The sequence below is a fragment of the Terrabacter sp. Root85 genome (genome assembly GCF_001429185.1).
Taxonomy (GTDB): domain Bacteria; phylum Actinomycetota; class Actinomycetes; order Actinomycetales; family Dermatophilaceae; genus Terrabacter.
The window spans coordinates 604,819-624,553 of the sequence record NZ_LMIW01000001.1 but is presented as its reverse complement, the minus strand read 5'-3'; the positions used below and the strand labels follow the sequence as shown (position 1 = coordinate 624,553).

General features: G+C 72.9%; 20 protein-coding genes. 5 read left to right on the top strand and 15 right to left on the bottom strand.

Annotated features, from left to right (window positions below; all coding sequences use genetic code 11):
* Positions 1-35: 35 nt before the first annotated feature.
* From ASE25_RS02960 to ASE25_RS02945, 4 genes are all read right to left on the bottom strand, one after another.
* The gene (locus tag ASE25_RS02960) at positions 36-1,625 is read right to left on the bottom strand and encodes a Rieske 2Fe-2S domain-containing protein (RefSeq protein WP_056822596.1); all 1,590 of its coding nucleotides are present in this window, start codon (positions 1,623-1,625) and stop codon (positions 36-38) included.
* A 77-nt stretch (positions 1,626-1,702) separates the two neighbouring features.
* Entirely contained in the window at positions 1,703-2,161 is a 459-nt protein-coding gene (locus ASE25_RS22625; RefSeq protein ID WP_056822593.1) for a hypothetical protein, read from the bottom strand.
* The gene (locus ASE25_RS02950) at positions 2,158-3,618 is read right to left on the bottom strand and encodes a right-handed parallel beta-helix repeat-containing protein (RefSeq protein ID WP_056822591.1); all 1,461 of its coding nucleotides are present in this window, start codon (positions 3,616-3,618) and stop codon (positions 2,158-2,160) included. Before ASE25_RS02950 ends, ASE25_RS22625 begins: the two co-directional genes overlap by 4 nt.
* Before the next feature lie 122 nt (positions 3,619-3,740).
* Positions 3,741-4,514 (bottom strand): maleylpyruvate isomerase N-terminal domain-containing protein, encoded by a 774-nt coding sequence (locus ASE25_RS02945; protein WP_056772059.1) that lies wholly within the window; start codon positions 4,512-4,514, stop codon positions 3,741-3,743.
* Between the two features lie 81 nt (positions 4,515-4,595).
* Here ASE25_RS02945 and pyrE point away from each other — a divergent pair, with 81 nt between their 5' ends.
* A complete protein-coding gene (pyrE, locus tag ASE25_RS02940; protein ID WP_056772055.1) occupies positions 4,596-5,159 on the top strand; it encodes an orotate phosphoribosyltransferase in 564 nt (187 codons plus the stop codon).
* Here pyrE and ASE25_RS02935 read toward each other — a convergent pair.
* On the bottom strand, positions 5,123-5,803 hold the full coding sequence (locus ASE25_RS02935; protein WP_056772053.1) for a hypothetical protein: 681 nt from the start codon (positions 5,801-5,803) through the stop codon (positions 5,123-5,125). The two genes, pyrE and ASE25_RS02935, sit on opposite strands and share 37 nt — an antisense overlap.
* Complete coding sequence (locus ASE25_RS02930) at positions 5,800-6,093, bottom strand: DUF1905 domain-containing protein (RefSeq protein ID WP_056772051.1); 294 nt, start codon at positions 6,091-6,093, stop codon at positions 5,800-5,802. Before ASE25_RS02930 ends, ASE25_RS02935 begins: the two co-directional genes overlap by 4 nt.
* Before the next feature lie 143 nt (positions 6,094-6,236).
* Here ASE25_RS02930 and ASE25_RS02925 point away from each other — a divergent pair, with 143 nt between their 5' ends.
* The gene (locus ASE25_RS02925; RefSeq protein ID WP_056822589.1) at positions 6,237-6,986 is read left to right on the top strand and encodes a LemA family protein; all 750 of its coding nucleotides are present in this window, start codon (positions 6,237-6,239) and stop codon (positions 6,984-6,986) included.
* A 19-nt stretch (positions 6,987-7,005) separates the two neighbouring features.
* Here the strand turns inward: ASE25_RS02925 and ASE25_RS02920 are convergent, their stop codons facing one another.
* The 4 genes from ASE25_RS02920 to ASE25_RS02905 all read right to left on the bottom strand — a co-directional run bounded on the left by ASE25_RS02920 (position 7,006) and on the right by ASE25_RS02905 (position 10,572).
* Positions 7,006-7,956: a TIGR03086 family metal-binding protein gene (locus ASE25_RS02920; RefSeq protein WP_056822586.1), complete on the bottom strand. Its 951-nt coding sequence runs from the start codon at positions 7,954-7,956 to the stop codon at positions 7,006-7,008.
* A gap of 91 nt (positions 7,957-8,047) precedes the next feature.
* Positions 8,048-8,776 carry a DedA family protein gene (locus tag ASE25_RS02915; RefSeq protein ID WP_056772041.1) on the bottom strand — a complete coding sequence of 243 codons (729 nt, stop codon included), beginning with the start codon at positions 8,774-8,776 and terminating at the stop codon, positions 8,048-8,050.
* A gap of 258 nt (positions 8,777-9,034) precedes the next feature.
* On the bottom strand, positions 9,035-9,661 hold the full coding sequence (locus tag ASE25_RS02910; RefSeq protein WP_056772040.1) for a hypothetical protein: 627 nt from the start codon (positions 9,659-9,661) through the stop codon (positions 9,035-9,037).
* Positions 9,658-10,572, bottom strand: a complete 915-nt coding sequence (locus tag ASE25_RS02905) for an SPFH domain-containing protein (protein ID WP_235508512.1) — start codon at positions 10,570-10,572, stop codon at positions 9,658-9,660. Before ASE25_RS02905 ends, ASE25_RS02910 begins: the two co-directional genes overlap by 4 nt.
* Before the next feature lie 176 nt (positions 10,573-10,748).
* Here ASE25_RS02905 and ASE25_RS02900 point away from each other — a divergent pair, with 176 nt between their 5' ends.
* Positions 10,749-11,417, top strand: coding sequence for a TrmH family RNA methyltransferase (locus ASE25_RS02900; RefSeq protein ID WP_056772038.1), 669 nt, complete (start codon positions 10,749-10,751; stop codon positions 11,415-11,417).
* 1 nt (position 11,418) lies between these two features.
* Here the strand turns inward: ASE25_RS02900 and ASE25_RS02895 are convergent, their stop codons facing one another.
* Positions 11,419-12,597 (bottom strand): citrate/2-methylcitrate synthase, encoded by a 1,179-nt coding sequence (locus tag ASE25_RS02895; protein WP_056822584.1) that lies wholly within the window; start codon positions 12,595-12,597, stop codon positions 11,419-11,421.
* 118 nt (positions 12,598-12,715) lie between these two features.
* Between ASE25_RS02895 and ASE25_RS02890 the strand changes: the two genes are divergently transcribed.
* Both ASE25_RS02890 and ASE25_RS02885 read left to right on the top strand, forming a co-directional pair.
* Positions 12,716-13,888, top strand: coding sequence for a citrate/2-methylcitrate synthase (locus tag ASE25_RS02890; RefSeq protein WP_056822582.1), 1,173 nt, complete (start codon positions 12,716-12,718; stop codon positions 13,886-13,888).
* Positions 13,889-14,102: 214 nt separating this feature from the next.
* The gene (locus ASE25_RS02885) at positions 14,103-15,371 is read left to right on the top strand and encodes an MFS transporter (protein WP_056822579.1); all 1,269 of its coding nucleotides are present in this window, start codon (positions 14,103-14,105) and stop codon (positions 15,369-15,371) included.
* A 2-nt stretch (positions 15,372-15,373) separates the two neighbouring features.
* Here ASE25_RS02885 and ASE25_RS02880 read toward each other — a convergent pair whose 3' ends face one another.
* Genes ASE25_RS02880 through ASE25_RS02865 form a run of 4 tightly spaced genes read right to left on the bottom strand, consistent with a single transcriptional unit; the run spans position 15,374 to position 19,672 of the window.
* Complete coding sequence (locus ASE25_RS02880; RefSeq protein WP_056822576.1) at positions 15,374-16,624, bottom strand: ABC transporter permease; 1,251 nt, start codon at positions 16,622-16,624, stop codon at positions 15,374-15,376.
* Positions 16,621-17,547 carry an ABC transporter ATP-binding protein gene (locus ASE25_RS02875; protein WP_056822574.1) on the bottom strand — a complete coding sequence of 309 codons (927 nt, stop codon included), beginning with the start codon at positions 17,545-17,547 and terminating at the stop codon, positions 16,621-16,623. The genes ASE25_RS02880 and ASE25_RS02875 overlap by 4 nt, the downstream gene beginning before the upstream one ends.
* A gap of 35 nt (positions 17,548-17,582) precedes the next feature.
* Entirely contained in the window at positions 17,583-18,287 is a 705-nt protein-coding gene (locus ASE25_RS02870) for a response regulator transcription factor (protein ID WP_056822572.1), read from the bottom strand.
* Positions 18,284-19,672: a sensor histidine kinase gene (locus tag ASE25_RS02865; protein WP_056822570.1), complete on the bottom strand. Its 1,389-nt coding sequence runs from the start codon at positions 19,670-19,672 to the stop codon at positions 18,284-18,286. Before ASE25_RS02865 ends, ASE25_RS02870 begins: the two co-directional genes overlap by 4 nt.
* Positions 19,673-19,735 lie beyond the last annotated feature (63 nt).

Genomic DNA, 19,735 nt, shown 5'->3' with positions numbered 1-19,735 from the left:
CGACGACGCGACGACCCGCCCCTCCGGTCCCTGCCTCAGCGACCGGCCGGCAGCGGCGCCGGCGCCCGGGTCACCTGGAGCGGGTCGCACCTGGCGTTGAGGCAGGTCCCGGTCTCGAGGTCGAACTCGAAGTTGTGCCCGAGGCACCGGAGTCTCCCGTCGCGGACGACGCCGCCGTACTGGAGGTCCTCGCCGGCGTGGGGGCAGTAGCGGCTCACGACGTAGTCCGTCCGGCCGTCGGAGAGCACGACCGTCTCGGCCGGGTCGCGGCTCGTCTCGTACCCCTCGACGGCCTCGAGGGCGTCCCGGTCCGCGTGCTTGAGCAGGCCGACGAGGTAGTCGTTGTAGACGTCGGGATCCCGGCTGGCGCGGATGCGCAGCGAGAGGAAGAGGTCCTCCCACCGGATGCGACCCGTGAGCACCGCGTCGAGCCAGCGGGCCTCGACCGTCAGGTGGTAGCCGGGCGTCCCACCGACGGGGGACAGGTCCACCTCCGTCGTCTCGGGCCCCAGCCGCACGTCCCACGTGCCGCCCGCTCGGCCGACGACCTCGAACCGCACCGTCATGCCGATCCTCTGCAGGAAGTAGCCGGACAGGGCTCCGAGCGCGAGGAAGTGGTCGCGGAAGCGCTCGCCCATCCGGCTCTCCGGAGGGGGGTCCGGCAGCTCTGCGTACACCGCGGCGATCTCGTCGGCGCGCCGGGCGGCATACGCCCTGAGGTACTCGGAGGTGTCGTCGAAGGAGAAGTCGGCCCACCTCGGGTCGCGCTCGACGTCACCGGGCCCGACGTGGAGGCGGTCGCCGGGCAGCAGGTAGAGCGAGGTCTGGCCCGGGAGCCGGTCGCGCAGGAACGCCAGCGCCTGGGCCTGGTCGGGGAAGATGCCGGGGGCCTGCACCGCGGCGTTGTGGTGCGCGAGGGCGGGGTCGAGGAAGGCGGGCGGGCCGGCATAGGGCATGACGATCTTCGGCGGCGCCGACCGCAGCAGGCGGGTCACCGCGCGGAACTTGCCCAAGCGCTTCTCGGAGCTGATCCGCTCGACGACCTCGCGCGGGTAGTCGTAGCAGATGGGGTGCCACGAGGCCCCGGACATCTGCACCCCCATGACGTCGAGGGGACGCCCGCACTCCTCGGCGGCCCGGCGGAGCTGGCTGACGCTGAGACGCGCGTCGTTGGTGTGCAGCACGGCGTGCCCGTCGACGTGGACGAGGATCGCGGCGTCGTGGCACATCGGGCTCAGCTCGGGGATGACGGTGACCCAGTCGCCGCGGTCGTTCAGGGCCAGCCGCTCCCACGCGTCGAGCTCGATGACGACGTTGCAGATGCCCGCACCCGCGATGCGGTTGCGCATCTCCCTCGAGGGGTAGCGCGGTATGACGAGACGCGTCGATGGCGAAAGGCCCTGCAGCAGCGGCAGATCCAAGTGGTCGAGGTGCTCGTGCGAGATGGCGACCCAGTCGGCATCGAGCATTTGCGGTGTCCGCACGTGCGCGTTGTCGGGGAACGGGAACCAGGACCCGAGGAACGCGCCGCGTGGCGACATCCACGGGTCGCACAGCATCCGCATGCCGGGCGCGTCGATGCGCAGACCGGCGTGGCCGAGGGAGGTGACGAGTGGTCCGTTCATGCCTCGACGATCCGCTGCCGCGCGTCCGCTGGACACCCGCGTGGGCCTGACCCGCGTCTACGTCGTTTGACGGAGCCTCAGTGTCCGCAGAGCCGACGCAGGGCGGTCAGGTCGGCGCGGACGGTCGCGGCGATGTCGGCGTGGCGGTCGGTGGCCGGTCGGGTCATACTGAGCCGGTAGGCGGCCAGGTCGTCGGCGAGGTTCTGCACGGACTCGCGGGCGTCGTCGGAGGCCGTCGTCCTCGCGAGGCCCCTGGCCCGGGAGAGAACGGTGTCGAGCCCGGCACGGACGGCCGCCGCGGACGCGCCGTGCGTCGTCGCGGTCGTCGACGCGGTCGTCGTCGAGGCGGCCGCGACGAGCGACCCGATGTCGGGGCAGTCACCGCCGAGCGGCTGGGCTGCGGCGCTCTGCGCGGCAGGGGCGGCCCCGCGTGTGGCGCCGGTGAGGACGAAGGCTGACCCGAGCGCGACGACAATCGTCAGAGCGACGCCGAGCAGGAGCTGCCAGCGGTGGGTGGAGGTCGTCGACGCGCTCATGATGTCGCCCCTCTCGTGGTCGGAGGTTGGTACTCGAAGGCGCCGCGGTCGTCGTAGGAGCGCACGCCGATCCCGCTGTTCGGGGTGCTCGGGTCGTCGACCCGAGGACGGCCGGCGGCATCGAGCGCCGGCTGGCCGGGCGCGCCCGAGTCGGCCGAGTCGATCGCCGGCGACCCTGCGCGGAGGCTGAAGTCGGCCTGCGCCGGTCCGTTCCAGCGAGGGTCGGCCTGCCGTGCGTGCGACTCCTGTCCGCTCGCCGCCTGGAACGCCGCCAAGGACGTGTAGGACGTCGATCCCCAGACCATCATCGTGCCGCTGACACTGAGGTTGACGAGGTCGTAGTCGAGTCTCGTGCCGAGCTGCGACGTCGCGTCGACGCGGATGTCACCTCTCGTCCGGGGACACTTCACCGTGCCGCCCGCGCCGTCGGGGCACGAGGCGGCGTTGTCGACCGAGATGTTGTCGGCGAACGTGAACCCGCTCGGGGTGCCCGACGCCACGCCTTCGAGGTTGATGCCGGCCGCCACGTTGTCGTAGACGGTGTTGCCGACGACCGAGCTGCCGGTGACGCCGAAGTCGTCGATGCCGTGGTCGCCGGTGATGCACCCGGCCGTGTTGCCGGTCGGCGGGGCGCTGCAGTTCGTCAGGGCCGCGGTCGTGAACCCCTTGTTGTGGTAGCTGACGTTGTCGACGATCGTGTTGCGGTCGCCGCCCGGGTAGGACTGGATGCCGGAGTCCTCGTTGTCGTGGACGCGGTTCCCGCTCACGAGGTTGCCGGGCGCCCGCAGGTCGATCCCGACCGCGTTGCGCACGTAGCCGTACGCGTTCCACGAGCTCTCGTTGCCCGTGATCTGGTTGCCGGTCGAGCCGTTCGTCAGGTAGATGCCGGAGGCCGAGTTGTCCGTGACGAGGTTGCCGGTGACGACCGAGCCGGTCATCGAGTTGAGGTACATGCCGTATGCCGTGGCGCCCGCCACGGGGCTACCCGACCCCCGCGCCGTGTTGTTCGACAGCCGGACGCCGGTCGCGTTGAAGACGTAGAACGCGTTGCTCGTGGTGTCCCGGACGGTGAAGCCCGACACGGTGATCCAGCTCTGGTTGGAGATCGTGAAACCGTGCTTGGCCCCCGCGATGGTGACGACCGCGCCCGCGGCCGGCTGGAAGATGATGGGGGAGCCGGCGGTGCCGGAGTGCCAGGGGAACACCTCGTCGGTGTACGTCCCCGAGGACACGAGCACCGTCTGCCCCGCGACGGCGACCTTCGCGGCCTTGGCGATGGTGCAGAACGGCACCGCGGCCGTGCCTGCACCGGTGTCCGAGCAGCCGCCGCCGCCCACGTAGAGGTAGGCGGCGGCGCCTGCCGCGGCCCCGACGGAGCTGACCGCGAGGCCCAGGCCGGCCACGAGGGTGCTGAGGGCGAGGACGGCTCGTCGAGCGGGGGTGTGCGGGGGGGCCATGACTCGTCCTTCCCATCCTGCGGCTGCCTGATCCTCCAGTTTGTCGACCGGCCCGCACGATCACCCCCACCGAAAGTGGGAGGACGGCATACGCCCATTGCACGAGGGCGCGCCCGGTCGGGCTACTCGGGCTCCCAGGCGATGAGCCGGTCGATGACCTCTCGGTCGCCCTCGATCGTCAGTGCCTCCAGCGGACGGCGGCCGTAGAACGCGGCGAGGACGATCTCGCTCGCCGTGCCGGTGACGCGGGCATCGACCGGCCCGGCGGTCTCGGGCCGGGGGGCGGTGCGTGCGCCGTCGGCGGAGACCCAGAGCCGCCACGAGCGTCCTTCGGTCGCCGCGTAGTCGACGACGGCGGGCTCGTGCGGCCACGGGCTCGTCGTCGCGCAGCACGTGGAGAGGAACTCCTCGACACCGTCGAGGGCCACGGCGTCGGGGAGCGGCTGAGGCGTACCGACCGTGAGCTGGGCGTCGTACGTGTGCACCGCGATCTCCTGGAGCTGGTGCCGCGCGACCGCGCCGCACGTCCCGGGCGACTGCGAGTCGCCCCACCACGTCCAGCAGCCGCGCTCCGGCCCGGCCTCGCGCAGCGCGTCGAGGAGCTGTCCGGTGGACGCCGCCAGCCAGCCGTCCAGCGCGTCGGGCTCGCTCGGCGCCGCCGCGTCGCCGTCCGACGGTGGCCGGACCCGGGAGGTGGCGGCAGGGCCGGCCGCGACCGTGGCGGCCCACGACCGACGGCCCTCGCCCAGGTGGTGCACCAGGTCGAGCAGCGTCCACTCGGGACAGGTCGGGACCGGCACGTCGAGGCTGGCCGCCGTCGAGACGGCCGAGCGGAAGGCCCGCGACCGCTCGTCGATGAGGCGCAGCAGGTCGGGGAACTCGAGCTCGCTCGTCACGCCGGATGTCTACCACCCGGGCGCGGCCGCCCGACAGCGCTTTTCCGGTCCGACTGACGTGGGGCCCTACGATGGAGCCTCGTGACCGTCACTGACACCGCCGCTGCCCGTGCCCGCCTGCTCGAGATCATCCGAGAGAAGGCGATCGTCCACGGTCGCGTGACCCTCAGCTCCGGCAAGGAGGCCGACTACTACGTCGACCTGCGCCGCATCTCCCTCGACGGGGAGGCCGCGCCCCTCGTCGGGATCGTCATGCGCGAGCTGACCAAGGACCTCACGTATGCCGCCGTCGGTGGCCTGACGCTCGGCGCCGACCCCGTCGCGACCTCGATGCTGCACGCGGCCGCGGCCGCCGGTGAGCGCCTCGACGCCTTCGTCGTGCGCAAGGCCGGCAAGGCGCACGGCCTCCAGCAGCGCATCGAGGGGCCGTCGATCACGGGTCGACGGGTGCTCGTCGTCGAGGACACGACGACGACCGGTGCGTCGCCGCTCGCCGCCGTCGAGGCAGCCCGTGAGGACGGCGCCGAGGTCGTCGCCGTCGCCACCATCGCCGACCGCGCCACCGGCGCCGGCGACCGGATCACCGCCGAGGCCGGCGTGGAGTACCGCTACGCCTTCTCGCTCGAGGAGCTCGGGCTCGCCTGAGGGCCTCCCGGGCGCCGCCCGACGCGCACCTCGAACCCCGCCCGCAGCGCCTCGACGGACGACGGTGGCGTGATCACCGTCGCGACGCCGGCGCGCGGGCGCTCGACGGGCGTGGCGGCATACGTGTTGTCGGGCAGCCACGGCAGCAGGCCGCCGCTGGTGACGACGGCAGGACCCGAACCCAGCAGCACGTAGGTGCCGTCGGGCACGTCACCCCAGGCGTAGGCATGCAGCCGGCGGGTGCGCCGCCGCGGGTCCCAGCGCTCGTCGTGGAGCAGCCGGTCGAGACCGGGCGCCGGCAGGTGGGTCGTGCGGTGGCTCGCCGCGACGAGGTCGCGGAACCGGCTGAAGTCGGCGCGACGGCACTCGGCGCACGGACGATGCCCGGCCGCGAGGGCGAGCGCCTCGTCGAGGAAGAAGAGCGGCGTGTAGTGGCTGGGGTCCCACTGCCGCACGCGGCGGTCGCGGAACTCGAGCAGGCACGTGATCCACGCGCGTCCGACGTGGTGCCGGCGGACGTCGCGCGTGCCGGCGCCGTCGTGGAGGCGGCCCCGGTTGCCCATGAGGTCGCCGCGCCCTGGGGCGGCGACGACGTCGCCGAAGGGGTCGACCCGGTTGCGGGCCGGTGCGTCGAGGCCGCTCACTCGAGGACCTCGAGGACGACGTCGGCGGGGTCGCCCTCGCCGAGACCCTCGGCGTGGCGGACCGCCTTCTTGACCGGCAGCACGTAGGCGCCCCGGCTCGCGTCCGGGAAGACGGACGTCGTCCACGACGTGGCTCCGACGGTCGCCCGGACGCGCACCGAGCCGAAGCCCCGCGGCGGCCGCGGGACCTCGCGGATGCGTGCCGACGCGTCGTCGCCGACCGTCACGAAGAACCATCCCGTCTGCGCCTCCCAGCGCCACAGGTCGGCCGTGAACCGGAGCGTCGTCATGCGTCCACGCTAGAGCCCGGCACCGACAGGAACCGGGCGAGCAGCGCCTGCGTCGCACCCGCGACCCGGTCCGCACGCGTGCGCCCAGCACTAGGATCGGCTCGATCGGCACACCGACCCGCCGCCCTCTATCGGGAGAACCCATGATCATCGTCTGGATCCTGCTCGGCCTCGTCGTGCTCCTCGCCGTCGTCGGCGTCGTCATGTACAACGGCCTCATCGGCCTGCGCAACAAGGTCGAGGAGGGCTGGCGCCAGATCGACGTCGAGCTGAAGCGTCGCCACGACCTCATCCCCAACCTCGTCGAGACGGTCAAGGGCTACGCGTCGCACGAGCGCGGCACGCTCGAGGAGGTCATGCAGGCCCGGTCCGCCGCGATGTCGGGCGCGTCGACCCCCGCCGCGGCGGCGCAGGCCGAGGGCCAGCTGAGCCAGGCGCTCGGTCGCCTCATGGCCGTCGCCGAGGCCTACCCCGACCTCAAGGCCAACCAGAACTTCCTCGCCCTCCAGCAGGAGCTGACGAGCACCGAGGACCGCATCGCGAGCTCGCGCCGCTACTACAACGCCCTCGTGCGCGAGCTCAACACCAAGGTCGAGTCCGTCCCCTCGAACATCGTCGCCAACCTGGCGGGCGTCAAGCGCGCCGAGTACTTCGAGACCCCCGCGACCGAGGCCGTCGCCCCGAGCGTCTCCTTCGGGGGCGACAGCGCCGTCGGGGGCTCCGGCACCCCGGCCGTCTCGGCGTCCACCCAGCCCGGTGCCGTCGGCGGCTCGTCGACCCAGCCGGGTGGCGCGCCCGGCGCGCTGCCGCAGGCCCAGGCCCCCGGTGCCACCCAGCCCGACCCGACGTCCGACTCGGCCGACTCTGCCGGCCCGGGCACGTCCGGCGCCTGACCGGAGGGTGTTCGGGGCGTCAGCCCTTGACGTACGAGAGCTTCTCGCAGACCTTGCCGTCGCGCAGGCGCACGACGTCGATGCCGCGCACGTGGCCGGGCGAGCCGTCCGGGGCGACCCAGGAGAAGCGCCAGCGCAGCACCCCGCGGTCGCCGGCGACGAAGGACTCCTCGGCCGTGAAGAGCGGGCTGCCCGTCTCGGTGAAGAGCGACTCCCACACCGAGCGCACGTCGGTCGCGCCCTCATGGCGTAGACCGTCCGGCGCCGGTCCGGTGGCCTCGAAGACGCAGTCGTCGGTCATGAGCGACATGATCGCGTCGACGTCGCCCCGTCCGAACGCCGCGACGAAGGCGGTGAAACCCGCATGGTTCGGACCCCACGTGGCATCCCGTCCGAAGCGCGCGAGGAGGTCGGTCTGCGCGTCGCCGCCGGACGGCATACGCGGTCCGACGGCCCCGCCGGAGCGGTAGGCCTCCTCCATGCGGTCGAACCACGTCGCCACGTCGGCCACGAGCCCCGGATCGAGCGCGCGGTCCTGCCCGATCGCCGCGGCGAGGTCCCAGCCGTGCACGAGGTGGTCGGCCACGAGCTGGCGGACGTACTCGTCCATCGACTCCTCGCCGTAGGACAGCTGCACGGTGCCGTGCGAGGGGAGCCTCTCGGCGACGGTGCCGAGGGCCTCGGTCGCGGCCGACGCCGCGGCGTCCCGGGCGTCCTCACCGAGGAGGTCGCCGTCGAGGCGGCTGCCGACGTCGGCGATGGTGCGGCCGCGCATCAGCGGCGAGGTCCAGAGGTCCTCGCCCGTCACGTGGTTGACGAGGTCCCGCACCGTCCACTCGCTGCACGGCGTCGGCAGGCCCCACTGGTCGTCGGCCACCGAGGCGACCTGCTGCGACCACCACTGCACGCTGCGGCGGTACGCGCCGCCGAGGTCGGACCCGGTGTGCGGGGTCTCGGTCGTTGCCTCCATGACGTCCTCCCATCACCCCTGCAGCACCAGTGTGCCCCGGGCTCGGGAGGCGCGTCAGGACATCACGTCAAGACGCGGTCAGGAGGCGCGGTCAGGAGGCGCGATCGCTGCCCGTCGCGTGGCCCGCGATGTCGCCCGCGGCGTCGGCGGTCTCGGCGGCGAGGGCCTTGGCCCGGCGGCGGTGCTTGACGAACTCGTAGACCATCGGCAGCAGCGACACGGCGACGACGAGCAGGATCGCGACCTCGAGCTTGTCGGTGAGCCACGGGAAGGCCTGGCCGAGGAAGTAGCCGAGCAGGGTGATGCCAGCCGCCCACAGGACGGCGCCGACGGCGCTCCACGTGAAGAAGCGGCGGCGCTCCATCCGGCTGACGCCGGCGACGACGGTGATGTAGGTGCGCACGATCGGGACGAACCGCCCGATGACGAGGGCCTTGTTGCCGTGCCGGTCGAAGAAGTCCGTCGTCTGGTCGAAGTACTTCTTCTTGAGCACCTTGCCGTCGCGTGCATAGAGCGGTGTGCCGAGGGCCCGACCGATCTCGTAGCCGACGACGTTGCCGAGGAAGGCCGACGCGCACAGGATCACGATCGCCACGCCGAGGTTGACGTGCACCTGGCCGGTGGCGATGAACAGACCCACCGCGAAGAGGAGGGAGTCGCCGGGCAGGATCGGGAAGAGGAGTCCGCACTCGATGAAGACGATGGCGACGGCGATCCAGAAGAAGGCCTCGCCGTACTGCTGGAGCAGGTAGGTGGGGTCCATCCACTTGGGGCCGAGGGCCGGCGCGATGGCCGGCAGGACGGAGGCGAGTGCGTGCATGGGTGACAGGGTATGCCGTGTGCCCGGGAGCGCCTGAATCCGCGCTGTCAGCGCGCTGTGGGGTCTCGAGCGGGTCTCGAAGGGATATCGATGGGACGACGTCCCTTCCGTCGGCGCGCGGACCCGGTTCACGATGGACGCGGGAGCGAAGGAGGAGTGGCGGCACCTGCCGGACACTCGGGGTCGAGGACGCTGCGGCGCCCACGACGGCGCGCGTGCCGTCCTCCTCCTGATCCCGTTGCGCGTGCGGTCGCGTCGTCAGGCGATGGGCAGGTCCGCGAGGTTCACGGCGGCCACGGCCACGGTCGCGATGGCGGCCACGACGAGCAGCAGGCGCGCCGGCCGGTAGCGGAAGCTCGACAGGACGCCGGAGAAGAAGAGTGCGACCGCGAGCAGGATGGTGTTGATGACGTAGTCGTGCGCCGTTTCCCCGGCCTGGAGCGCCTGCTTGCCCGAGGCGTCCGCCTTCGCGGTGGCCGCCTGGTAGGGCCCGAGCTGGTCGTCCATGTAGCTCGTGTCGTCGACGAGCCTCGTCGGGGTGCCGCCGGCCCGGATCTCGGCCTCCCACCGGTCGATGACCGGGAGCAGCTCCTCGCGGATCAGGGTCGCGCGGTAGAACGCCACGAGCTGGGTGTTCTTCGCCTGCACCGCCTGCGCGTACTGCGCGATCATGCTGCTGTCGTAGCTGACCTTCTGGGTCGCGACGCCGAACAGCCGGCTGGCCTCGACGCGCTGGTCGGTCGAGGTGCTCGTCGCGGTGCTCTGCGCCCCGCTCCACTGGGACGCCTGGTAGCCGCACCAGGCCGTCCCGACCGTCGCGAGCCCGAGGACGAGCACCGTGACCATCTCGATGAGACGATCGACGAAGGAGCCCTCGCGGTTCATTGCTGCTCAGTGCCCGGAGGCTGGTCGGCCGCCGCGGCGGCGCCCTGGCCAGCGGCAGGGTCCTCGCGGACCGTGAGCCCCATCCGGCCGGGACCGTAGCCGGGACGGCGACGGCCCACCTGAACGCCGTCCGAACGCTGCACGAGGTCGCGCCACAGGTCGGTCTCGCGGTAGCGCCAGGCGTCTTCGCGTGCGGTCGTGATCTCCTGCTCGAGCCGGCCGTCGTTCTGGGCCTGGGCGATCCGCGTGGCGGCCTCGGCCTCCTCGAGAGCGAGCTCGAACGTGGCGCGCACCGTGGCCTGGATGACCTCCCCCGTCCGGCCCAGGTCGACCGGCCCGAGCACGAAGCCGGTGACGCGGAGGCCGTGCTCCTCCAGCGCGGCGGTGACGGCCTCCGCGAGCCGGGTCTCGGTGTCGGAGCGGGCGCGCCCGAAGAGGGTCTCGACCGTGACGGCGGGGTCGCTCAGGGCCCGGCTGATCGCCCGGCCGCTCTCGTCCCGGACCAGTCCGTGGACGCCCTCGGGCCCGAACCGCTCGTGGACCGTGCGCAGCCGCTCGGGGATGATCGCGTAGCGCACCGTGTACGCGACGTCGGCCAGGGCCCGGTCACCGAGGGCGCAGCTGAGGCTGGGGCCGGTGCGGTCGAGCTGCGACACCGCCGACGACGCGTCCTCGCCGGCGCGGTAGGCCATCTCCACCGACGGGTACTCGACGACCATCGTCTTGCGCAGGAGCGGCACCCAGTGCCGGCCGGGCGTCAGGGAGTGGTCGGTCGCCCGGCCGTTCTTGAGCACGAGGCCGAGGGCGCCGGCCGGCACCTTGATCATCGAGGCCGTGACCACCATCCACGCGAAGATCGCGAGGATCGGCACGAGGAGCACGACGAGGATCACGGTGGCGGCGGTGCTCATGACCGGCTCCGGCCGGTCGCGGCGAGCGTGGTGACCGAGCCGGTCGCCGGGGTCGTGGAACGCATGGCAGGTCTCCTGTCGCCACCGGACCGCCCCGGTGGGTCGTCCGGCCGTTCGCCCGGTCGTTAGTCTTCCGGGCATCCGATGTGACTCCAGACTGAACCGGAAGGGGACCCGTGGCATCGCCTGAAGGGGGTGAGACCCCGAACGGGCCGGACGCACCGAACGGCCCGACCGTCGCGGTCGGGGTCGGCCCGTGGCAGGGCCCGCGCCCGTCCGGCGACCACTGGGACCCCGAGCTGCTCGAGCACGGCGACCGGCGCAACGTCGTCGACGCCTACCGGTACTGGCGCCACGACGCGATCGTCGCCGACCTCGACGCCCGACGCCACGACTTCCACGTCGCCGTCGAGAACTGGGGCCACGACTTCAACATCGGGTCGGTCATCCGCACGGCGAACGCCATGGGCGCCCGCGCGTTCCACATCGTCGGCAAGCGGCGGTGGAACCGACGCGGGGCCATGGTCACCGACCGCTACCAGCACGAGCACCACCACCCGGACGCCGCCGCGCTCGCCGCGTGGGCGCGGGGCGAGGGGCTTGCCCTCGTCGGTGTCGACAACCTGCCCGGCTCGGTGCCCATCGAGACGTTCGACCTGCCGCGCCGGTGCGTCCTCGTCTTCGGCCAGGAGGGCCCCGGGCTGTCCGAGCCGATGCGGGCCGAGTGCACGGCCGTGCTCCACATCGAGCAGTTCGGCTCGACCCGCTCGATCAACGCCGGCGCGGCCGCGGCCATCGCGATGCACGCCTGGGTGCGCCGGCACGTCTTCGACCAGCGGGTGTAGCTCAGCCCTGCGGGTCGCGACCGCGCCAGCGCAAGGGCTCCTCGGCATACTCCTCGACGACGTGGGCGGCGACGCCGACCGACCTCGCGACCTGGAAGACCACCTCGCCCGACTCGGCGGGCAGGCCGAGGGCGTGGAGCACGGCGGCGCTCGCGAGGTCGATGTTGGGCAGCGCTCCCGTGCGCTCGGCGACGAGCGCCGCGAGCGCGTCGACGCGCCGCCGCAGCCGGGTGGTGCCGGGCCGACGCCACAGGGCCTCGAGCACGACGTCGGCGCGCGGGTCGCCTTCGGGGTAGAGGAAGTGTCCGAAGCCGGCCACCACGCTCCGCTCGCGCAGCGACCGCGCCACGAGCACGGCGGGGTCGACGCCCTCGGCGAGCAGCGCGTGGGCGGCCACCGGGGCCGCGCCGTGGAGCGGGCCGGCCATCGCGGCGTACGCGGCCGACAGGCAGTCGTGGAGCCCGGCGCGTGTCGAGGCCGCGACGCGCGCGGCGACGGTCGAGGCGGTGAGGCCGTGGTCGAGGAGGGCCACGAGCAGCACCCGGAGCACGGCGACGTCGCCGCCGGCCGTCGGGTCGCCGCCGAGGGCGGTCAGCGTCAGGGCCGTGAGGTCGCCGGACCGGGCGCGGGCCGCCTGACCGAGCGACGAGGCCCCCGCCAGGGCGACCGCGGCCCGGACCGCGGGCAGCGCCGCGTGCCGGACCCGCTCGGGGTCCGTGTCCGAGGAGAAGGGGTCGGCCGCCGCGAGCAGCTGCACGGCCACGGGCATCCGCCGCTCGAGCGGCAGACTCGTCAGGTCGATGACGGCCGTCTCCGGCAACCCCGAGAAGCCTTGCGGCACCGTCGTCCCCAGCACGACCCCCGCTGCCTCCTCGAGCGACCGCAGGGCGACGACGTCGCTCAACGCGCGGCCGCGGTAGAAGAGCTCCCCTTCTGCCTGTCGGCTCACGGCGGTGGCGATGCTCCGGAAGCGCAGGACCGGCTGCGGTCCGCCCGGGGGACGGGTCGCCGAGGCCATGGCGTCGATCTGCGCCCGGTCGAAGAGGCTCTCCTGCTGGCCCGGCCGGCGCTCGCTCCGCAGCAGCCCGCGGCTGACGTACGCGTAGAGGGTCGCCCGTTTGACGCCGAGTCGCTGGGCGGCCTCCGTCGTCGTGATCCACGTGCCTCGTGCGGTCGTCACGTCGCCTCCGGGCGGGTCTGGTCGATGGGGTTGATCGGGTCAACCGTTGACGAGATCAACATTGACGATGTTGATCAACATCGCTGAGAGTGACGAGTGAACCTGAAAGGAGGACCCCATGTCCACCACTCCCACCGGATTCATCACGGTCCCGAAGGGTCTCGCCAAGGTCGTCGTCACCGACACCGAGCTCGGCGACGTCCGCGGCGACGAGGGCTTCTTCCACTACCGGCAGTACTCCGCCGTCGAGCTCGCCGAGCAGGTCGGTTTCGAGCAGGCCTGGCACCTGCTCGAGCGCGGCCACCTGCCCGACGACGCGGAGCTGGCGGCCTTCACCGCAGAGGTGGGGCGACTACGCGTCCTGCCGCCCGGCCTCGCCGACCTGCTCCCCGCCATCTGCGCGACGACCACCGACTCGCTCCAGGTGCTGCGCACGACGCTGTCGGCGTGGGGCGGCATCGCCGGCCTGCGTCCGCTCTACGACTGCGACGAGGACGAGAAGGCCGCGGCCGCCCTGGCGGCCGTCGCCGTCACGCCGACGATCCTCGCGGCCGCGCACCGTCTCCACCACGGGCTCGAGCCGGTGCCGGCAGACCCGACCCTCGGCCACGCCGAGGACTACCTGCGGATGGTGACGGGGCGGCTGCCCTCGGCGCGAGACGCCCGCGCCGTCGAGCAGTACCTCGTCGCGACGATGGACCACGGCTTCAACGCCTCGACCTTCACCGCGCGGGTCATCGCGAGCACCGGCGCCGACCTCGCGGCCTGCCTCGTCGGGGCCATCGGCTCGTTCTCGGGCCCGAAGCACGGCGGCGCGCCGAGCCGGGCGCTCGAGGCCCTCGACGAGATCGGCACCCTGGACCGGGCCGACGGCTGGGTGCGCGACCGCATCGGGTCCGGCGACCGGATCATGGGTTTCGGCCACGCCGTCTACCGCACGCGCGACCCGCGCTCGGAGATGCTCAAACAGATCGCCCGCGGCTGGGACGACCCGCTCGTCGACCTCGCGGTCGGGGTCGAGGACGCCATCGAGCGTGCGCTGGCCGAGCTGAAGCCGGGGCGCGAGCTGCACGCCAACGTCGAGTTCTACGCCGGCGTCGTCATGAAGCTCGCGGGGCTCGACCCGTCGATGTTCACGCCGACCTTCTGCGTCGCGCGCGTCGTCGGCTGGACGTCCAACGTCCTCGAGCAGAGCCGCGACCCGAAGATCATCCGGCCGGCCGCACGCTACGTCGGGCCGCCGCCGCCCCAGCCGGTGCCCACCGGCACGCGCGCCCCGCAACCGGCCTGACCGGGGGAGGGCATCGAGCAGGCCCCGACGCATCCGGTTGCCGGGGCCTGCTCGGCGCGACCGGGGGAGCATCCGGTCGCTGGTGGTCGCCCGGAGCCCTCCGAACGTCACGTCCACGGTAGGACAGAATCGGAGTCTCGGGTCGACGTTCAGGTCAGGACTCGACAAGGTGGTGTCAAGGAAGGGTAGGCATCGCGTAAGGAGGGGGCTCGGGGTGTCACGAACGTCGGTCGAATCGCCCGGTAATGCGGCATTCGTCCGGTTCTGGGTCGCCGACGCCGTCTCCAACCTGGGCACCTTCGTCTCGGCGCTCGCCCTCCAGCTGCTCCTCATCGAGACCCTCCACGCCGACCAGACCGAGCTGGGGATCGTCCGGGCGGCGACGTGGCTGCCCTACCTCCTCTTCGGCATGCTCGCCGGCGTCGTCGTCGACCGGGTGCGGCGCCGGCCGCTGCTCGTCGCGGCCGACCTGCTGTGCGCCCTGCTCGTCGGCACGATCGGGGTGCTCGCCCTGACCGGCCACCTGACGGTGCCGCTCGTCGCCGTCCTCGTCTTCTGTGCCGGCTCCGCCTCTATGTTCTTCAGCGCCGCCCACCTGTCGTTCCTGCCGACGGTCGTGCCGGAGACGCGCCTCGCCTCGGCGAACGCCCGGCTCGCCCAGACCTACGCCGCGACGCAGTCGCTCGGTCCGCTCGTCGGCGGTGCGCTGGTGCGGCTGCTGTCCGCGCCCGTCGCGGTGCTCGTCGACGCCGTGTCGTATGCCGTGTCGGCCGTCGTGCTCATGACGGTCCGCGTCGAGGAGCGGGCTCCCGAGCGCACCCCCGAGCGGCACGTGTGGCGCGAGCTGCGCGAGGGCGCCGGCTGGGTCTACCGGCACAGGGTGCTGCGCCCGTACGCCATCTCGCTGCACCTCTGGTTCTTCGCCAACGCCATGGTCACGACGGTCCTCGTCTACTTCGCCACGACCGAGCTGCACCTCGACCCGCTCGCGGTCGGGCTCGTCCTCGCGGCGACCGGCGTGACCGGCGTCCTCGGAGCGGGCCTGTCCCCGCGACTCGGCGTGCGCTTCGGCACCGGCCGGGTGATCACGACGACGGAGTGGCTGAGCCCGGCGGCATACGCCCTCCTGCTGCTCGCGCAGGCCGGGCCGTATGCCATCGTGTGGCCGCTCGTCGCGAACGCGCTCTTCGGCCTGGCGATGGGGCTGCGCGACCCGCTCGACATGAGCTACCGCAACCTCGTGACACCCGACCGGCTGCGCGGACGGATGAACGCGACGATCCGGTCGCTCAACTGGGGCTCGATCGCCGTCGCGGCTCCCCTCGGGGGCCTCGTCGCCGCGACGTGGGGCAACCGGGTCGCCATCGCCATCGGGGTGGTCGGGCTCGCGGTCGCAGCCCTGCTGCTCTGGAGCTCGCCGTACCGCCACGTGACGGCGCCGGGTGAGCGCCCGGTGCAGCGCCGGGCGCAGGGCCGCGCCTGAGGTCAGTCCGCCGTGCGCAGGGCCTGCTTCCACGACATCCGGCCCCGGGTCTGCATGAGCGACCGTCGGTAGACCTTCTCGCCGATGACGACGGCCACCGCGGAGAAGGCCGCCATGAGCAGGAGGGACACGACGGGCTCCCACCAGGCGGCGTCGCCCGCGATGATCCGCCCCGGCATCGCCACGACGGACACGATCGGCACGAAAGAGGCGACCTTGAGGGCCGTGCCGCTCAGGGCGAAGCTTGCGAAGTAGACGAGCATGAGCAGGGTCGTCAGGGGCGAGGTCGTCGACTGGAGGTCCTCGGTGCGCGAGGCCAGCGCGCCCGCGACGGCGAAGAGACAGGCCAGGGCGAAGAAGCCGACCGCGAAGAAGAGGACGAACCACACGACCGCCGTCGAGAGCGCGGGCAGCAGCGACGACCACTCGGTGAACGACACCGCCACGAGCCCGACCCCGGCGAAGAGCACCACCTGGCCCATCGCGATGACGGAGTTCCCGACGACCTTGCCCGCGAGCAGGGCGCGCAGCGGGATCGCCGTCGCGATGATCTCGACGAGCCGCGACTGCTTCTCCTCGACGACGCTCGCGGCGATCTGCTGCCCGAACATCAGGGCGCCCATGAAGAAGAGCAGCGCGAAGGCGAAGGTGGCGGCCTGCACGAAGCCGCGGTTCGTCGTCTGCCCGTCGAAGCGGTCGGCGCCCAGGGTCGCCCCGCGCTCGAGGGCCTCGACCGTCGTGCCGGCCGCAGCCGCGTTGCGGTCGAGCGCGGCGTCGCGCACGGCTCCCTCGAGGGGTGTCCGCAGCGACGCCTCCACGTCGTCGCCGGACGTCAGCGTCCAGCCGGCCGACGTCTCGTGCAGCCACGCGTCGACGTCGCCCCGGTCGACGGCGGCGCGCGCCGCGTCCTCGCCCGGGACCGTGCTCGGGGTGATGACGACGGTGTCGCTCGTCGAGCGCGCGGTCGACGCGGCCTGCTCGACGAGGCGTGTGCCCTCGGCCGACGACACGGCGACGGTGTAGGTCGTCGTCTTCCCCGCCTGCCACGCCGAGAAGGCCGCGAAACCGGCGATGAAGACGAGCGTGAAGAGCGTGGAGAAGAGGAACGTGCGGTTCGTGACGCGGACGACGACCTCGCGCACGGCCACGATGAGCCACGGACGCCCGCCCCCGGACGTCTGCTCGTCGGCGGGCCCGGAGGCCTCGCCGGCGCCGGCGGTGTCGGGGTCCGGTCGGTGCTGGAGGGTGGTCATGCCGTCACCTCACGGTAGATCTGGGCCAGGGTGGGTCGCTGCGGCGAGAACTCGTGCACCTCGCCGCGTCTCAGGGCCTCCTCGAGGAGAGCCCGTTCGGCGCCGTGCTCGACGATCTCGAGCAGGGCCGTGTGTCCCTCGACGTCGACGGCGTGCACGCCACCGACACCGCGCACCCACCCGGCATCGACCGAGAGGACGAGCCGGTGCCGCGAGACGGAGGTCGCGCGCAGCTCGTCCGGGCTGCCCGACGCGACGACCCGACCCTTGGCGAGCACGACGAGGCGCTCGCAGAGCCGCTCGACGAGGTCGAGCTGGTGGGAGGAGAAGAGGACCGGAACTCCGCGTGCGGTGTGCTCGCGCAAGAGGTCGGCCATGTTGTCGACGGCGGCGGGGTCGAGGCCGCTGAACGGCTCGTCGAGCACGAGCGCCCGCGGCCGGCCCATGAGCGCGGCGATGATCTGGACCCGCTGCTGGTTGCCGAGCGAGAGCTTCTCGACGTGGTCCTTGGCGCGCTCGGCGAGACCGAGGCGCTCGAGGTGGGTCGTCACCGAGGCCTTGGCCGCCGAGGCGCTCAGGCCGCGGAGCCGTCCGAGGTAGACGAGCTGGTCGACCACCGCCTGCTTGGGATAGAGCCCGCGCTCCTCGGGCATGTAGCCGAACTGCCGCCGGTCGAGGGCGGTGATCGGGCGACCGTCCCAGAGCACCTCGCCGCCGCTGGGCGACAGGACCCCCATGACCATGCGCATCGTCGTGGTCTTGCCGGCGCCGTTGCCGCCGACGAAGCCGGTCAGCCGGCCGGCCCCGACCGTGAAGCTGATGTCGTCGACGGCCCGGATCTCGCCGAAGGTGCGGGTCAGGTGCCGCAGCTCGATGTCGGCCGTGGCGCGTGGTCTGGTCAGGCGGTCCCCGTGTTCGCTCATGCCACCCACGCTAGGCCGCGCGGGGGTGCACAGGATCAGCCGTTCGGCTGATCCTCGGGGTCCCCCCGGAGGATGAGACCTGCCTCGTAGGCCAGCACGACCGCCTGGACGCGGTCGCGCAGGTGCAGCTTGGCGAAGACGTTGGACAGGTGCGTCTTGACCGTCGCCTCACCGACGAAGAGCCGTCCGGCGATCTCGGCGTTGGAGAGGCCTCGACCGACGAGACCGAGCACCTCGAGCTCTCGCGGCGTCAGGTCGTCGAGCCGCGGGTCGCGGTCGTCCCGCCGTGGGGCGGCCTGGGCGTCGACGACCGGCCCGTTCGTCATCTGCTCGATGACGCGCCGCGTCACCTCCGGAGCGAGCAGGGCGTGGCCACCCGAGACGGCCCGCACCGCCTCGATGAGGTGGTCGGCGTCGGCGTTCTTGAGCAGGAAGCCGCTCGCTCCGGCGGTGAGGCCGGCGAAGACGTAGTCGTCCCGGTCGAAGGTCGTGAGGATGACGACCCTGGCCAGGTCGTCGGCGACGATGCGCCGGGTCGCCTCGATGCCGTCCATGACCGGCATCTGCACGTCCATGAGCACGACGTCGGGTCGCAGCTCGCGGGTGAGCCGCACGGCCTCCTCGCCGTCGCTCGCCTGCCCGATGACCTCGATGTCGTCCTCCACCGAGAGGATGAGCGAGAAGCCGGACCGGACGAGCAGCTGGTCGTCGACGAGCAGCACGCGGACGGGTGCCCTCACGAGGCCTGCTCGGGCAGCGGCATGCGCACGCGGACCCGGTAGCCGCCGGTGACCCGGGGCCCGATCTCGCTCACGCCGCCGTGCGTCGACAGGCGCTCGCGGACGCCGAGGAGACCCAGGCCGGTCCCCGACGTGCCCGACCGCGGTCGCCCGCCGTCGAGCACCTCGACCTCGGCGTAGCCGTGCGCGAAGCCGTGCTCGGGTCGCCGGTCGACGCGGACGAAGACCGTCGCGGACGAGGCCGTCGAGTGCCGCCGCACGTTGGCGAGCGCCTCCTGCGCGGTGCGGTAGAGCGAGAGCCCGAGTGGTGCCGGGACGGAGGCGGCCGCGCCGGGCACGTCCTCGACGACGTGGCACTCGACCTCGAGGCCGTGGGTCGAGGCCTCACGGGCCAGGGTCGTCACGTCCGCGAGCCCGGGCTCGGGCGCCCGGGTGCGGCCCCCCGGTCCAGACCCGTCCGACGTCCCCTCGTGGTCGTCGGCGCGCAGCGTGCCGAGCAGCCCTCGCATCTGGGCCACGGCGTCGCGCGACGACGTCTCGACCGAGCGCAGAGCACCCTCGGCGGCATCCGCGTCGCGTCGCAGCACGCGACGGGCCGCGGCGGCCTGGATCCCGATGACCGAGACGTGGTGGGCGACGACGTCGTGGAGCTCACGGGCGATCCGCAGCCGCTCCTCGACGACGGCCTGCCTCTGGAGGCTCGTGGCCTGGGCGTCGATGGTGCGGGCCTGGGCGGCGAGGCGGTCGCGCTGGAGCGCGGCGCGCCAGGCGGCCTGGCCGCCGATGATGGCGCCGCCGAAGTAGAAGACGTTGATGAGCAGGGTGTAGACGACGTAGGCGCCGGCCGGGCTGAAGAGGCCCTGGTGGACGAGGGGCTCGTCGCCGCGGCTCATCGCCTCCTCGACGCCGCTGCCCACCGCGAGCTGCCAGGCGAGCCAGCCGAACATCAGCAGCACGACACCGGCGACGACGCCGAGCATCGCCTGCCGGTCACGTGCCCAGGCGACGCCGGTGAAGAGGGCGAGGAAGTAGACGACCTGCATCGGCATCGACACCGCGACCGCCGGCATGAGCAGGCCGAAGACGAAGAGGTGCAGCGACAGCCCGGCCGCGACGAGCAGGGGCCACCGGTGACGCCAGATGAGCGGGAGCGTGCCGAGGGCCACGGCGACGTGCGGCCAGACCCACGAGTCCTGCTGCGCGCCGAGTGAGTCGATGCTGCGCAGCAGCTCGACGCCGAGCGACCCCGCGACGAGGAAGCCGAGGGCGACCCAGAGGTCGGCACGCCGCTGGCGCGGCGAGTCGTCGGGGACCCGCTCCCAGTCGGTGTCGACACCGAAGTAGGCCCTCACCCGCGCCACGAGGGCAGTCCACCGGCCGTCCATGGGGGCCAGCCTAGGCAGACCGGTGCCCGTGCCGGTTCCCCCTCGAGGTGGAGGGCCTGGCGG